General features: G+C 69.2%; 12 protein-coding genes and 1 pseudogene. 5 read left to right on the top strand and 8 right to left on the bottom strand.

From position 1 onward, the window contains the following. Together SSOG_RS55350 and SSOG_RS00560 are read right to left on the bottom strand one after the other, a co-directional pair. Window positions 1–525 (bottom strand): tetrahydrofolate dehydrogenase/cyclohydrolase catalytic domain-containing protein (locus SSOG_RS55350; RefSeq protein WP_009712227.1); only part of this gene is annotated, 525 nt, incomplete at its 3' end. An 18-nt stretch (window positions 526–543) separates the two neighbouring features. Further along, window positions 544–2,985, bottom strand: a complete 2,442-nt coding sequence (locus tag SSOG_RS00560) for a GcvT family protein (protein ID WP_039936199.1) — start codon at window positions 2,983–2,985, stop codon at window positions 544–546. Window positions 2,986–3,183: 198 nt separating this feature from the next. On the opposite strand from SSOG_RS00560, the gene purU reads away from it, so the two are divergent. Further along, on the top strand, window positions 3,184–4,056 hold the full coding sequence (purU, locus tag SSOG_RS00565) for a formyltetrahydrofolate deformylase (RefSeq protein ID WP_009712229.1): 873 nt from the start codon (window positions 3,184–3,186) through the stop codon (window positions 4,054–4,056). Window positions 4,057–4,119: 63 nt separating this feature from the next. Continuing rightward, window positions 4,120–4,917, top strand: coding sequence for an IclR family transcriptional regulator (locus SSOG_RS00570; RefSeq protein ID WP_009712230.1), 798 nt, complete (start codon window positions 4,120–4,122; stop codon window positions 4,915–4,917). Between the two features lie 68 nt (window positions 4,918–4,985). Here SSOG_RS00570 and SSOG_RS00575 read toward each other — a convergent pair. The 4 genes and pseudogenes from SSOG_RS00575 to SSOG_RS00590 all read right to left on the bottom strand — a co-directional run. Continuing rightward, window positions 4,986–5,734 (bottom strand): annotated as a pseudogene (locus tag SSOG_RS00575) (SRPBCC family protein); the annotation flags it as partial. Between the two features lie 66 nt (window positions 5,735–5,800). Beyond that, window positions 5,801–6,622: a carbohydrate ABC transporter permease gene (locus SSOG_RS00580; protein WP_009712232.1), complete on the bottom strand. Its 822-nt coding sequence runs from the start codon at window positions 6,620–6,622 to the stop codon at window positions 5,801–5,803. A gap of 3 nt (window positions 6,623–6,625) precedes the next feature. Next, on the bottom strand, window positions 6,626–7,570 hold the full coding sequence (locus SSOG_RS00585) for a carbohydrate ABC transporter permease (RefSeq protein ID WP_009712233.1): 945 nt from the start codon (window positions 7,568–7,570) through the stop codon (window positions 6,626–6,628). A 23-nt stretch (window positions 7,571–7,593) separates the two neighbouring features. Beyond that, entirely contained in the window at window positions 7,594–8,967 is a 1,374-nt protein-coding gene (locus SSOG_RS00590; RefSeq protein ID WP_009712234.1) for an extracellular solute-binding protein, read from the bottom strand. A gap of 257 nt (window positions 8,968–9,224) precedes the next feature. Between SSOG_RS00590 and SSOG_RS00600 the strand changes: the two genes are divergently transcribed. After that, on the top strand, window positions 9,225–10,013 hold the full coding sequence (locus SSOG_RS00600) for a DeoR/GlpR family DNA-binding transcription regulator (RefSeq protein ID WP_009712235.1): 789 nt from the start codon (window positions 9,225–9,227) through the stop codon (window positions 10,011–10,013). 127 nt (window positions 10,014–10,140) lie between these two features. After that, window positions 10,141–11,265: a glycoside hydrolase family 76 protein gene (locus SSOG_RS00605; protein ID WP_009712236.1), complete on the top strand. Its 1,125-nt coding sequence runs from the start codon at window positions 10,141–10,143 to the stop codon at window positions 11,263–11,265. Window positions 11,266–11,339: 74 nt separating this feature from the next. Here the strand turns inward: SSOG_RS00605 and SSOG_RS00610 are convergent, their stop codons facing one another. Beyond that, window positions 11,340–12,317, bottom strand: coding sequence for a GntR family transcriptional regulator (locus SSOG_RS00610; protein WP_009712237.1), 978 nt, complete (start codon window positions 12,315–12,317; stop codon window positions 11,340–11,342). Window positions 12,318–12,473: 156 nt separating this feature from the next. On the opposite strand from SSOG_RS00610, the gene SSOG_RS00615 reads away from it, so the two are divergent. Next, window positions 12,474–13,583 carry an FAD-dependent monooxygenase gene (locus SSOG_RS00615; RefSeq protein ID WP_039936204.1) on the top strand — a complete coding sequence of 370 codons (1,110 nt, stop codon included), beginning with the start codon at window positions 12,474–12,476 and terminating at the stop codon, window positions 13,581–13,583. Window positions 13,584–13,772: 189 nt separating this feature from the next. Here the strand turns inward: SSOG_RS00615 and SSOG_RS00620 are convergent, their stop codons facing one another. Continuing rightward, window positions 13,773–14,228, bottom strand: coding sequence for a hypothetical protein (locus SSOG_RS00620; RefSeq protein WP_154685875.1), 456 nt, complete (start codon window positions 14,226–14,228; stop codon window positions 13,773–13,775). Between the last annotated feature and the right edge of the window lie 16 nt (window positions 14,229–14,244).

The following is a 14,244-nucleotide window of genomic DNA, read 5'->3' on the forward strand; positions in this document are numbered from 1 at the left end:
TCCGAGGGGGCGGCCGACGGTGACGCCGCGGCCGATGACGCAGACCCGGGCCCCGGCCAGGGGCACGTCGTGGCGGCGCAGCAGTTCGACGATGCCGCGCGGGGTGCAGGGCAGGGGGCCGTCGACGCCGAGCACGAGCCGGCCGAGGTTGGCCGGGTGCAGGCCGTCGGCGTCCTTGGCGGGGTCCATGCGGGCGAGGACGGCGCCGGTGTCGAGGCCGCGGGGCAGCGGGAGTTGCACGATGTAGCCGGTGCAGGCGGGGTCGGCGTTGAGTTCGTCGACGACGGTCTCGATCTGCGCTTGTGTGGCGTCGGCGGGGAGTTCGCGGCGGATCGAGGCGATTCCGACCTGGGCGCAGTCGCGGTGTTTTCCGGCGACGTAGGCGTGGCTGCCGGGGTCGTCGCCGACGAGCAGGGTGCCGAGGCCGGGCGCCGCGCCCCGTGCGGTGAGGGCGGCGACGCGGGCGGTGAGTTCGGTGCGGATCTCCGCGGCGGTGCGGCGTCCGTCGAGGATGTGTGCGCTCATGTTCGTGGTACCTCTTCCTCAGCCGCGCAGGCGCTGCATGGACGGGTCGAACAGGGGCTCCTGGGCGACGGCCGCGGGGATCCGCCGGCCGAAGTATCCGATGTGCAGGGTCCGGCCGGGGGTGGCGAGTTCGGCGGGGAGCCAGGCGTAGGCGATGCCCTTGCCGACGGTGTAGCCGAAGGCGGCGCTGGTGACGTAGCCGACCGGGCGGTCGCCGTCGTACACGGGCTCCTTGCCCATGACGACGGAGGCCGGGTCGTCGATGGTCAGGCAGGTGAGCCGCCGGGTCACGGATTCGGCGCGCCGCTCCAGCGCGGCCTTTCCGATGAAGTCGTCCTTGTCGCGCTTCACGGCGAAGCCGACCCCGGCTTCGTACGGGTCGTGCTCGTAGGTCATGTCATGGCCGAAGGAGCGGTAGCCCTTCTCCAGGCGGAGGCTGTTGAACGCGCCGCGCCCGGCGGCGATGATCCCGTGTTCGCGGCCCGCATCCCAGAGGGTGTCCCAGAGCTTGGCGCCCATGTCGGCGGTGGTGTACAGCTCCCAGCCCAGTTCGCCGACGTAGCTCAGCCGCATGGCGGTGACGGGGACGGCGCCGATGTGGGCCCGCTTGGCGCGGAAGAACTTCAGGCACTGGTGGGAGAAGTCCTGGTCGGCCAGGGGTTGCAGGACCTCGCGGGCCTTGGGGCCCCACAGGCCGACGCAGCAGGTGCCGGCGGTGATGTCGCGGACCTGCACCGACCCGTCCTCGGGCAGGTGGCGGGCGAACCAGTCGAGGTCGAGGTTGCCGTTGGCGCCGACCTGGAAGTGGTCGCGGCCCAGGCGGGCGACGGTCACATCGCTGCGGATGCCGCCGTCGTGGTCGAGCGTGAGGGTGTAGGTGACGGAGCCGACGGACTTGTCGACGTTGCCCGTGGTGAGGTGCTGGAGGAAGCGGGCGGCCCCGCGGCCGGTGACCTCCAGGCGTTTGAGGGCCGTCATGTCGTACATCGCGACGCCCTCCCGCGTGGCCTGGGCCTCGGCGCCGACGATCGGCGACCAGTAGCGGGCCGCCCAGTCGCCCGGCACGGGGATGTTCCGCCCCGCCACCAGGGCGTCGTTGGCCTCGTACCACTGGGGCCGCTCCCAGCCGTTCGCCTCCAGGAAGACGGCGCCCAGGTCCCGCTGGCGGGGGTGGAAGGGGCTGGTGCGCAGGGGCCTGGGCGCGCCGGGCGGCTGGAGGGGGTGGAGGATGTCGTACACCTCGGCGAAGTTCTGGCAGTCGCGGGCCAGGACGTACTCCGGGGCGAGCTGGTGGGGCTCGAAGCGGTTGACGTCGCACTCGTGCAGGTCGAACGACGAGCAGTGGCCGTCGACGAGCCATTCGGCCATGGCGCGGCCGACGCCCGCGGAGTGGGTGACCCATACGGCCTCGGCGACCCAGAAGCCCTTCACGTCCGGGGACTGGCCCAGCAGGGGCAGTCCGTCGGTGGTGAAGGAGAACAGGCCGTTGATGCCCTCCTCGACCTCGGTCTCCTTCGTCGCGGGCAGCAGGGCCTGGGTCTCGGTCCATGCCTCGGCGAAGTCGTCCTCGGTGAAGCGCAGGACGGAGGGCATGTCCTCGGCGGCGTCCACGGAGAGGATGTCGTCCGCGTCGATGGGCATGGGCCGGTGGCCGTAGGAGCCGATGCCGAGCCGGTCGAAGCGGTCGCGGTAGTACAGGTCCGCGTCCTGGTGGCGCAGGATCGGGCGGATGGCCTCCCGGTCCTGCCCGGCGAGGGCGGGCACCGGGCCGGTCCAGGCGAGTTGGTGGGCCAGCGGGGTCAGCGGGAGGTTCATGCCGGCCATGCGGGCCACCTTGGGACCCCAGATCCCGGCGCAGCACACGACGATGTCGGCGGGGATCTCGCCGTGGTCGGTGCGGACGGCCGTCACCCGGTTGTCGTCGTCGGTGCGGATGTCGAGGACCTCGTGGCGGCCGAGGGTGCGTACGCCGCGGGCGCGGGCGGCGCGCAGCTGCGCCTCGACCGCGAGGACGGCCTTGGCCAGGCCGTCGGTGGGGATGTGCAGTCCGCCGAGCACGCGCTCGCGCGCCACCAGCGGGTGCAGCTCGACGCACTCCTCGGGGCCGATCACCCGGGCCTCGATGCCCCACGAGGCGAGCCAGCCGTGCCGTCGGTGGAGTTCGTCCAGGCGCTCGGGAGTGGTGGCGACCTCCAGGCCGCCGACCTCCAGGAAGCAGGGCTGTCCTTCGAGGTCGAGGGAGCGGAACTTCTCGACCGTGTAGCGGGCCAGCTCGGTCATGGTCTTCGAAGCGTTGGTCTGGAACACCAGGCCGGGGGCGTGGGACGTCGACCCGCCGGTGGCGGGCAGCGGGCCCTGGTCCACGACCGTCACGTCGGTCCAGTCCCGGGAGGACAGTTCGTCAGCCAGCGCCGCCCCCACGACGCCCGCGCCGATGATGACCACTCGCGGTCCCGCCATCACAAACCTCCAGTTGCGATCAGCGCAACGTGCCTCGCATTGCGCAACACACAGTGCAGGGGGCCCAGGGGGCTGTCAAGGGTCGGATCAGGGAATCGACCGGCCCGCAAAAGCCCCCTTGACCGCCCGGCCACCGCACTGGAGCATGTTGCGCATCACTCACCACGTTGCGCCATACGCACCACGATGGAGGATGTCATGTCTCCTCGACCGCAGCCCGGCCGCGAGTTCGTCCTCACCCTGTCGTGCCCGGACCGGGCCGGCCTCGTCCACGCCGTGGCCACGTATCTCGTCAGCCACTCCGGCAACATCCTGGAGAGCCAACAGTTCGACGACCGGCGGCAGGACCGCTTCTTCATGCGGGTGCACTTCGACGTCCTGGACCCGGACGTCTCCCTGGCGGAGCTGCGGACGGGTTTCGGGCCGGTGGCAGAGTCCCACCGGATCACCTGGCAGCTGCACGACGCGTCGACCCCGACCCGCACGCTGATCATGGTGTCGAAGTTCGGCCACTGCCTGAACGACCTGCTCTTCCGCAGGTCCACGGGCGCCCTCAAGGTCGACATCCCGGCGATCGTCTCCAACCACCGCACCTTCGAGCCGCTGGCCCGGAACTACGGCATCCCCTTCCACCACATACCGGTGACCCCGGAGACGAAGCACGAGGCTGAGGCGCGGCTGCTGCGCCTCGTGGACGAGCTGGACGTCGACCTCGTGGTCCTCGCCCGCTACATGCAGATCCTCTCCGACGACCTGTGCAAGCAGCTCGACGGCCGGGCGATCAACATCCACCACTCGTTCCTGCCGAGCTTCAAGGGCGCGCGGCCGTACGTCCAGGCCCATGAGCGCGGCGTCAAGCTCGTCGGGGCCACCGCCCACTACGTCACGTCCGACCTCGACGAAGGCCCGATCATCGAGCAGGACGTCGTCCGCGTGGACCACTCGCGCGCCCCGGACGAGCTGGTCACCATGGGCCGCGACGTCGAGGCCCAGGTGCTCGCCCGCGCCGTGGAATGGCACAGTGAGAGCCGGGTACTGGTCAACGGCAACCGTACGGTCGTCTTCCGCTGACGGCCGCCCTCCGACAGGTCCTGGCCCACGAGCCCCCCGCTCACCTGCACGTATAGTTGCGTTATGGGCAACTACACGGCAGATGGTGGAACAACAGGTCCCCCGGGGACCGGGGTGCAGTCCGTCGACCGTGCCGTCAGCGTCATGGAGATCCTCGCCCAGCGCGGCGAGGCGGGCGTGAGCGAGGTCGCCGCCGAGATCGAGGTTCATAAGTCGACCGCGTTCCGCCTGCTCGGAGCGCTGGAGGCACGCGGTCTGGTCGAGCAGGCGGCCGAGCGGGGCAAGTACCGGCTCGGCTTCGGGATCGTGCGCCTGGCGGGCTCGGTCATGGGCCGCCTCGACATCACCCAGCAGGGCCGGCCGGTGTGCGAGCGGCTGGCCGAGGAGATCGGCGAGACCGTCAACATCGCCGTCCTGCGCGAGCACTACGCGGTCAACCTCTACCAGGTGCGCGGCCCGGGCGCCGTCGGCACCCACCGGTGGGTCGGGCAGCTCACCCCGCTGCACGCCACGTCCAGCGGCAAGATCCTGCTGGCCCACCTGTCCGCGAAGGAGCGCGCCGCGGCGCTCAAGGCGTCCGGGATGGAGAAGCTGACGCCGCGCACCCTGACCGCCAAGACCAAGCTGGAGAAGAACCTCACCGAGACGCGGAAGCGCGGGTACGCGGTGACGCTGGAGGAACTCGAGATCGGACTGCACGCCATGGCGGCCCCGATCCGGTCCGGCGACGGCGAGGTCATCGCCGCCCTCAGCGCCTCCGGCCCCGCCTACCGCTTCACCGAGGAGCGCATCCCCGAACTCGCTCCCGTGCTGGTCAACGGCGCCGAGGAGATCAGCCACCGGATGGGTTACGCGGGCTGAGCCCCGCCCGGCCCGCGTGGCCGCGGGCCGGTGGCGCCCGAGCGCCGGGGTGCCGGTGCCGCGCTCCGCTACGCGCCGAGTCGGGCCTGGAGCCAGGTGTGAAAGGCGCCGATGTGGTGCTCGATGGGCACCAGGACACCGCCTTTGGTGTACGCCCGGGACTCCATCCCCGGCTGCGTACGCTCACACGCGTCGAAGTCCTTCTGATTCACCTGGTGGAACAGTTCCACCGAACGCTCCACATCCGCGCCGCTGTCGACCACATGCGGGAGGTAGAGCCAGTCGCACTCCACGACCGTGCGGTCGGCCGCCATCGGATACATCCGGTGGATCCGGTCCAGCCCCTCCGAGCCGTCGACGTGTATCCCCGGGCCTCTTCCCCGAACTCCGCGCCATGGCCCACGTAGTACTGCGCCGCGAAGCCATCCGCGAACTCCGGTAGCACCTCCGTCAGTTCCGGATGGATCGTCGCGCAGTGATAGCACTCCATGCAGTTCTCGACGATCAGCTTCCAGTTGGCCTGTACGTCGTAGGTGATCCGCCGCCCCGGCCGCAGCCCGTCGATCCCGTAGTTCGCGATCGCCTCGGCATCTCCCAGCCGCTCGGCCACCACGCCGATCACGTCCTCCTCGAACGACGGAGGATCGTCGGCCAGGCACACCCACACATACCCCAGCCACTCCCGGACGTGGACCTTGACCAGCCCGAATTCGACCCGGTCGACATCCGGCATCGACGTCAGATTCGGTGCCGCCACCGCTTCCGGTGTGAAGTCGCACCTATCCCCTGTGAAGGATTCACCTGAGTGGCCCGCACAGGCCGCCAACGGGCCCGGGCAGGGCAGCCGCACCCCGGGCCGGCCTGAGTTTTCGCCGTCGGTCGGCTATCCCTTCACGGCCCCGGACAGCATCCCCGAGATGAAGTGACGCTGGAGGAACACATAGAGGATCACCACCGGTAGGGCCACGATCACGGACGCCGCGGCAAGCAGGGAGAACTGGGTGGTGTGCTCGCCCTGGAAGAAGGCGAGGCCGAGGGGCGCGGTGCGCTTGCTCTCGTTCGTGATCATGACGAGCGGGAGCAGGAACTCGTTCCAGGTCCACATGAAGACGAGCATGGCCATCGTGACCAGTGCCGGGCGCCCGGACGGCACCAGGATCTGCCACAGCACCCGCCAGTCCGAGGCCCCGTCGAGTCTGGCCGCCTCGATCACGCTGGACGGCACCGAACGGAAGAAGTTGCGCATCCAGAAGATGCCGAAGGCCAGGGACTGGGCGGTCTGCGGAAGGATCAGCGACCAGTACGAGTCGGTGAGACCGAGGGAGCGCAGGTTGAAGTAGAGCGGGATGACGAATGCCTCCGGCGGCACCATCAGGCCGATCAGGGTGGTGTAGAAGAGCAGCGAGCGGCAGGGATAGGTGAAGTGCGCGAAGGAGTAACCGGCCAGGATCGCCAGGACCGCGGTGAGCAGCACCACGCTCACGGTGACCAGCACGCTGGACGCGAGGTAGGTGGCGAAGTGCCCCTCGGCCCAGGCCTCGGAGAAGTTGCCCCAGTCGAGCCGGTCCGGCCAGCTGAAGGACGCGGAGGACTGGCTGCGCGGGGCGAGCGCGGAGGTCAGCACGCCGATGAGGGGCAGCGTGGCGAGGGCCGCGAAGACGATGAGGATCGCGTAGCTGAGAGCGCGTTCGCGCCGGGAGATCACCGGTCAGTCCTCCTTGGGCTGGAGCTTGGTGATCGCGTAGGTGACCAGCAGGATGATCAGCGTCAGGACCACGGCGATGGCGCAGGCCGAGCCGACCTGGCCGGTACTGAAGGCACGGTTGTACACCTCGAAGGCGGGCAGACTGGTGGAGTCGCCGGGGCCGCCGTGCGTGGTGATGTACACCAGGTCGAACGTGCGCAGCGCGGCGATGACGGTGAGGGTGAGCGCCACGGTGATCTGGCCGCGCAGTCCGGGCAGCGTGACGGCGAAGAACTCCCGGACCGCTCCGGCGCCGTCCACCTTGGCGGCCTCGTAGAGTTCGCGCGGAATCTGGCTGATCCCGGAGATGAACAGCACGAGGCACAGGCCGATTTCCAGCCAGGTGCCGATGAGGCCGACGGCCGGCAGGGCGGTGCCGAAGTCGCCGAGCCAGGCGCGGGTGACCGACTTCAGGCCGATGGCCCGCAGCAGGGTGTTGAGCACTCCGTCGGGCGCGTAGATGGCCGTCCACGCGGTGGCGGTGACGACCATGGCGACGATCTGGGGCAGGAAGATCACGGCGCGGAAGAAGGACGCGCCGCGCAGCCGTGCCGCACGGGTGGTCACCCCTGCCAGCATCAGGGCCAGCACGGTCGGGACAACCGCGTAGAAGACGATGAGCACCAGGGAGTGGACGAAGCTCGCGCGCAGCTGCGGGCTTCGTGCGATCTCGGCGTAGTTGGCGAGACCGGCCCAGGTCGAGCCGGACAGCCCGTCCCAGTGGTAGAGGGAAATCTGGACCAGTTGCCCGAGCGGGACCAGCAGGAAGGCGGCGAGGACGGTGAAGGCGGGCAGGAGGTAGAGGTATCCCTTCGCCTGGATGCGGCCGCGGCGCCCGGCCGGCCGCCGCCGTCGGGGCGCTTCGGCCGGGCGCTTGTGCGCGGGTGTGCGGGGCGTGGTGACTGCCATGGCTTCCGTTTCCGCTCGCGGGCCTACCTGCTCTGCTGGAAGGAGGAGTAGTCGGCCTGGAGCTTCTCGCCGAACTTCTCCGGGCTCAGCTGGCCTGCCGTCACCTCCTGTACCGCGGCGGTGAGGGTGTCGTAGAAGGTCGGGGTCGTGTAGTCGAGGTACGGCAGCAGTCCGTCCTTCTGGCTGACGGCCTTCCACTCCTTCAGGATGTCGGCGTGGACCGTGCCCTTGGCGGGCTTCCATGACGGGGGCGGCAGCGCGGGGAGGTTGCCCTTGTCCGCGGAGGCCTTCATGCCGCCCGCGTCGACCAGGAAGTTGATGTACGCCGCGGCCACGTCGGGGTGCCGGGACTTGGACGTGACCGCCCACGCCAACCCCTCGCCGCCCTGGGTGAGCGGGGTGGCGCCGGAGGACGGGGCCAGTGCGCTGAAGCCGACCTTTCCGGCTCCCATCTTCTGCGCGAGCGTGGCCTGCTGCCAGGTGCCGTCCACCAGGAAGGCGGACTTGCCCGCGGCGAAGGCGGACGCGGCCTGGTCGGCGCTCTGGCCGTTGAAGCCGGGCGTCAGGTAGCCCTTCTTGGCCCACTGCTGGAGGACCTGGGCGGCCTTCACCGTGCCGGAGCCGGTCCACTTCGCCTTGCCCTGGTCGAAGACCAGGTTGCGGACCTCGGCCTTGCCCGCGGTCAGGGCCTGGACCACACCGAAGAGGTGGATGCCCGGGCTCTTGTCGGAGTCGCCGTAGGAGACAGGCAGCAGGCCGGAGGCCTTCGCCTTGGCGAGCGCGCTCTGGAACTCGGCGAGGGTGGCCGGGGGTGCTATGCCGAGGGACTTCAGCTTGGCCTTGTTGTAGTAGACACCGATGATCTCGCCGGTCTGGGAGACGCCGTACAGGTTGCCGGTCTTCCAGGTCTTGCCGTCGGCGGAGAACTTGTTGAGGTCGAGCAGCTGCTGGGGGTAGGCGGTGGACCAGCCGTAAACCTTGGCGTAGCGGTCGACGGGCTGGAGCAGCTTGGCCTTCACGAAGGCGCCCATGTCGGGGTAGCCCTGGTTGGCCTGGATGGCGTCCGGGGGGTTGGCGGAGGACAGGGCGAGCTTGAGCGTCGTTTTGAGGTCGGAGAAGGACCGGGAGACGCGCTTGATGGTGACGTTCGGGTACTTCTTCATGAACGCCGCGTTGAGCGCCTTGGTCGAGGCGTCGGTGCCGGCATCGGTGTTCTGGTCCCACACGGTGAGCGTGACCTTGCCGGCCTTGGCCGGGTCGGTGGAGACCGGGCTCGCGCTGCCCGAGCCCTTCGGCGAACCGCTGTCGCCGCCCGGTGCGCAGGCCGCCGCGGCTGTCAGACACGCGGCGGTGAGGGTGGCCGCGGCGAGGCGACGATAACGTGTTTTGTCGCTCATGGGTGGTTCTCCTGTGATCTCGTCCGCGGTGGTGGGGAGCGGGGTGCGGGAAGGCGGGGTGTGGGAGGCGGGAGGCGGGGCGCCGGGAGGCGCCGCCCGCGCCGGTCGGGACATCTCCACCTCGGACACGCCGTGCGTGGCCATGAAGGTGCTCAACTATGAGCAAGTGATTCCGCTTATGACAAGAGTCGGTCAGTAAAGCACTTGTTTACTTTTTCCCGTGACCGAAGTCAGTCAGCTGGTGCTACTTTCAGCGCGTGACTTCGAGCAAACGGCACGCCAAGATCGTGAAATCCCTCCGAATGACGGGAGGTGTGGCTTCCGTGCGCGAGCTGGCCGAGCGGCTCCAGGTCAGCGAGTCGACGATCCGCCGCGACCTGGCCCTGCTCGACCGCGACGGCGAGCTCATACGCACCTACGGCGGTGCCGCCCTGTCGCTGAGCGCCAGCGCGGAGGCCGCGGCGGAGAAGGCCGATGACGAGGAGCCGTTCGACGTCTCGGCATCACACGACATGGCGATGAAGGAAGCCATGGCCACGCGCGCCGCGGAACTCGTGGTGGACGACAGCGTGGTCGTCCTGGACATCGGCACCAGCACCGCCATGATCGCCCGTCGGCTGCGCGGCCGCCCGGTCACCGTGATCACCAGCAACGTGGCCGTTTTGGACGAGCTGCGAGACGACGACGCGGTACGGCTGGTCATGCTCGGTGGCGTACTGCGCCGCAATTATCAGTCCATGGTCGGCTCGCTCACCGAGACGGCCCTGCGACAGATCAGCGCCGACCTGCTGTTTCTGAGCTGCACGGGCGTACGGCCCAGCGGGCACGTCGTGGACAACATGGCCGTCGAGGCGCCCATCAAGCAGGCCATGATCGAGGTCGCCGACAGCGTGGTGCTGGTGGCCACCGAGACGAAGTTCCCCGGTACGGGCAGCCTGCGCCTGTGCTCGCTCTCCGACGTCGACGTCCTCGTCACCACCACCGGCGCCGACCCCCAGACGCTGGAGTTGTTCCGGCAGGCGGGCGGAAAGGTGATCACCGCATGAGGCCGTCCCAGCCGCCCGGATACCGGCCACCCGGCCACAGCCCCTGACGGTGTACCCGCGCCGTCCTACGCACCCCACGCCCCACCCCCGAGGAGCAGTGCCTCTCACCACCCAAGGAGTTCCCGACATGCACAGACGGGCCCGAAGAATATGGACCACCGCGGTCGTCGCCGCCTGCGGTGTGGTCCTGTCCCTGCTCGCGGCCGCCGTGCCGGCCCAGGGCGCACCTCAGGCCGCCCCCACCGCACGCGCCAAGGCCGCCGCGGCCATCGACGCGATGATGGGCTTCTACGACCAGAAGACCGGCCGCTGGAATCCCGATGCCCCCTGGTGGCAGTCGGGGAACGCCCTCCAGGCGCTGCTGGACTACATGACGACGACCGGCTCACGGAAGTATCTGCCCGAGGTCAAGAACACGATCGCCGAACAGCGGAAGCCCCTGGAGTGGTGGCCGCAGGGCGGCGGCGAGTTCAGGGCCGACTCCACCGACGACACCGGCTGGTGGGCGCTGGCCATGACCCGCATGTACGACCTGACCCGCGACAAGCAGTACCTGAACATCGCCAAGCTGGACGAGACCTACATGCGCGACTACTGGGATGACACCTGTGGCGGCGGTATCTGGTGGGACATCCCGAGCAAGACCTACAAGAACGCGATCAGCATCGAGCTGTACATCAAGCTCGCCGCGTCCCTGCACAACCGGATCCCCGGCGACAAGGTGTACCTGAACCACGCCCTCGAAGCGTGGAACTGGTTCAAGAACAGCGGGATGATCAATAACGATCACCTCGTCAACGACGGCCTGACCACGCAGAGCGGCGGCTGTGCCAACAACGGCGGCACCACCTGGACCTACAACCAGGGCGTGGTCCTCGGCGGGCTCGTCGAGCTGTACAAGGCCACCGGCGACAAGAGCATGCTCACCACCGCGCGGCAGATCGCCGACGCCGTGATCGCCAGCCCGCAGCTGTCGCCGAAGGGCATCCTGACCGAGCCCTGCGAGGCGGTCGGGAACTGCGAATTCGACGGGACGGCCTTCAAAGGCATCTTCGCGCGCAACCTCGGCGAACTCGACAAGGCCCTCCTCGGACATCCCTACCGCAGCTATCTCCAGGCGCAGGCGAACTCCGCTTACGCCAACGACCGGAACGGCGAAAACCAGTACGGACAGAGCTGGGCAGGACCGTTCGACAAGGCGTCCATCGGCCGCCAGGAGTCGGCTGCATCGCTCCTGATCTCCGTCCTCTGACCCGCAAACCGCCCCGATACGCCCCGCGCCCCGCCCCTCCCGGGCAGGCGCGGGGCGCCCGGCTGCCGTTGCCGCTACGAACCCTCGACAAGGGGGGCCAGTCCGTCGAGGAGGGCCGAGAGGCCGGAGGCGAAGAGATCGTCGAGGCGCAGGTCATAGCCATCGGTGCCATCGGGGCCCTCGCTGAAGGATCCGACCACCTTGGCGAAGGTCGGGAAACGGCCGGACTCCACCAACTCCCGGAGGGCGGGCGCCCGGCTGTCCATCCACTGGTCTTCCGATTGCCCCGTGGAGGCTTCGGCGTGCGCCTCCCACTCCAGGTGCACCGCCAGGCCCTGGACATGGCCGTAGATCAGTAGGTGGATGTCGAACAGCGTGGTCGGATCGAGGCCATGGCCGTCGAGGGCACTGAGCATCCATTCGCCGTGGGCGATCAGGTTGGGCACCATCAACGGGCGGGTGAGGGACCCGAGCTGGGCCAGCCACGGGTGCCTGCGGTACAGAGTCCAGAGGGTACGAGCGCCCAGCTCGATGCGTGGCCGCCACCCTTCGGGCGCATCGGCGGGGTAGGTCTCCTCCCCGAATGCGGCGTCGGCCATGAGGAGGACGAGGTCGTCCTTGCTGGGTACGTATCGGTAGGGCGACATGGTGGCGACGCCGAGCCGGGCCGCGACACCGCGCATGGAGAGGGCCGGGAGTCCTTCGGCATCGGCGATGGCGATGGCCGTACGGACGATCCGGTCGAGGGTCAGCTCCTGCTCCGGGGCCGGAACGGGGGCGGGCGTCGTGGGCTTACGGGGCGGCGTGGCGGGAGCGAAGGTTCCGGCGACGACGGTGCCGGTCCGGGGACGGGTCTCGACAAGTCCCTCGAGGCGCAGGGTGGTCAGGGCCTTGGTGGCGGTGGCGAGCGCGACACCGCGCTCCCTGGCGATCTGGCGGGTCGAGGGGACCCGGTCCCCGGGGGCGAGTTCGCCGTCGATGATGCGTTGGCGGATCTCGGCGACGATGCGCAGATAGGGCGGCTGCCCGGATGCGTCCGTGGGATTCGTCACGTCGTGCCGCCTTTCGGTTCTGTACTAGTGCAGAGGCTATCAGCGAGGACGCCGAGGGAAGGGTAACTGACCTAGTACAGGCCTAAGTTTGACCTGTTGAAGCGCCTGCGCGTACGGCGTACGTTCACTGCGCGTACAGCGTATTGGAGGCTTCCCGTGAAGACTGTTCTCATCTCCGGCGGCGGCATCGCCGGGCCCGCACTCGCCCACTGGCTCCACCGCCACGGCTTCGAGACCACCATCGTCGAACGCGCCCCGAGCCCCCGCCCCGGCGGCCAGGCGGTGGACATCCGCGGCGTCGCGCTCGACGTCGTCGAGCGGATGGGTCTCCTGGAACAGGCGCGGCGCGTACGGACGCGGATGCGCGGCATGTCGATCCTCGACCCCGACGGCCACGAAGTCGATCGCTCCACCGAGGCGACCTTCAGCAGCGGCCGGCTCGACAGCGATGACATCGAGCTGCTGCGCGACGACCTCGTACGGATGGTGCACGAGCACACCCGCGGGGACGTCGAGTACCTCTTCGGCGACAGCATCACCGCGCTCGATCAGGACGCGACCGGCGTGCGCGTCGCCTTCACCCACGGGGCGTCCCGCACGTTCGATCTCGTGATCGGGGCCGACGGTCTGCACTCGACCGTTCGGCGCCTGGCCTTCGGCCCCGAGGACCGCTTCGCCCATCACCTGGGCAGCTATCTCTCCGTGTTCGGTGCGGACAACTTCCTCGCCCTGGACCACTGGCAGATCTGGCTTCGGGACGGCGACGTGGGCTTCGGCATCATGCCCGTCCGCGACAACACCGAACTCAGGATCGCCTTCGGCTTCCAGTCACCCCCTCTCCCCCACGACCGACGCGACAACGGCACCCTTCGCCGACTCATCGTCGACAAGCTCGCCTCTCTGAGATGGGAAGGTCCCCGCCTGGCCGAGGCGGCAGAGCATGCACCCGACTTCTACTGCGACGCCATGGCCCAGATCCGGATGGATCACTGGTCGCGGGGCAGGGTGGCCCTCCTCGGCGACGCCGGTTACTGCCCCTCCCCGCTCTCGGGGCAGGGCACCAGCCTCGCCCTCGTGGGCGCCTACGTGCTGGCCGACTGCCTCGCCCGGGCGAGCGGCGACCACCACGTGGCGTACTCCCGCTACGAGCAGCGGATGCGCACCTTCGTCAACGTCAACCAGGCCCTGGCCACGGAGAATCCCGGCGGGCCCGCCTCCGAGGCTTCCGTCGCGCACGCCAAGAACGCGCTCTCACTGGACGGCTGATCGCCACCGGTGTCTCGTTGCGAGCGTCCGGCCACCTCAAGGTCGAATCCGACGCGGGCCATGGCGTCGACGAGTGCGTCAGGGGTTGCTGCCTTGGCGGTCCTGGGGCCGTTCGAAATACGTCCGCAGCTCGCCGTCCTCCCGGGGCGCCGCATGTCGGGGAGTTGGACGGTCCAGGGCTCGGTCCCGTCAGAAGATCAGGTTGAAATGGATGAGGTTCGGCCGCAGCTCATTGATGACGCACTCGACGAAGTCTCCGGTGGTCGTGCAGCTGGGGTTGCCGTCTTCGTCCAGCGCGATGGTGACCTGTACAGGGCCCACTTGATAGACGGCGCTGGCAGGCAGAGCGAAGATCCGCGCACCGCTCGCCGACATGGGGTCGACCCGGGACGGGAAGAACGCCGCGTCGCCCGTCTGGGACAGCAGGATGGCCGGAGAGTTCAGCGTGTTGACGATGACCAGAGTCGTATCGACGTCTTGCGGGCCCCCGGGCGAGCCCGGCCCGCCTGGGATGGTGTCAGGGCCGGTGTGGTTGATGTAGTGGCCGGACGCCGGGGTGTAGTCATCGGCGATGGCGGTGCTCGGAGCACAGGAGATTCCGATCACCGCGGCGATCGTGGCGATGCATCTGAGGGTGCGGAGCACGTCGATCACTCTCCTC

This window comes from Streptomyces himastatinicus ATCC 53653 (assembly GCF_000158915.1).
GTDB lineage: Bacteria > Actinomycetota > Actinomycetes > Streptomycetales > Streptomycetaceae > Streptomyces > Streptomyces himastatinicus.

Excerpts from the sequence above, each read along its gene's own strand:
- SSOG_RS00560 (WP_039936199.1), bottom strand. The coding sequence starts at position 2,985 with ATGGCGGGACCGCGAGTGGTCATCATCGGCGCGGGCGTCGTGGGGGCG.
- purU (WP_009712229.1), top strand. The coding sequence starts at position 3,184 with ATGTCTCCTCGACCGCAGCCCGGCCGCGAGTTCGTCCTCACCCTGTCG.
- SSOG_RS00570 (WP_009712230.1), top strand. The coding sequence starts at position 4,120 with ATGGGCAACTACACGGCAGATGGTGGAACAACAGGTCCCCCGGGGACC.
- SSOG_RS00585 (WP_009712233.1), bottom strand. The coding sequence starts at position 7,570 with ATGGCAGTCACCACGCCCCGCACACCCGCGCACAAGCGCCCGGCCGAA.
- SSOG_RS00590 (WP_009712234.1), bottom strand. The coding sequence starts at position 8,967 with ATGAGCGACAAAACACGTTATCGTCGCCTCGCCGCGGCCACCCTCACC.
- SSOG_RS00605 (WP_009712236.1), top strand. The coding sequence starts at position 10,141 with ATGCACAGACGGGCCCGAAGAATATGGACCACCGCGGTCGTCGCCGCC.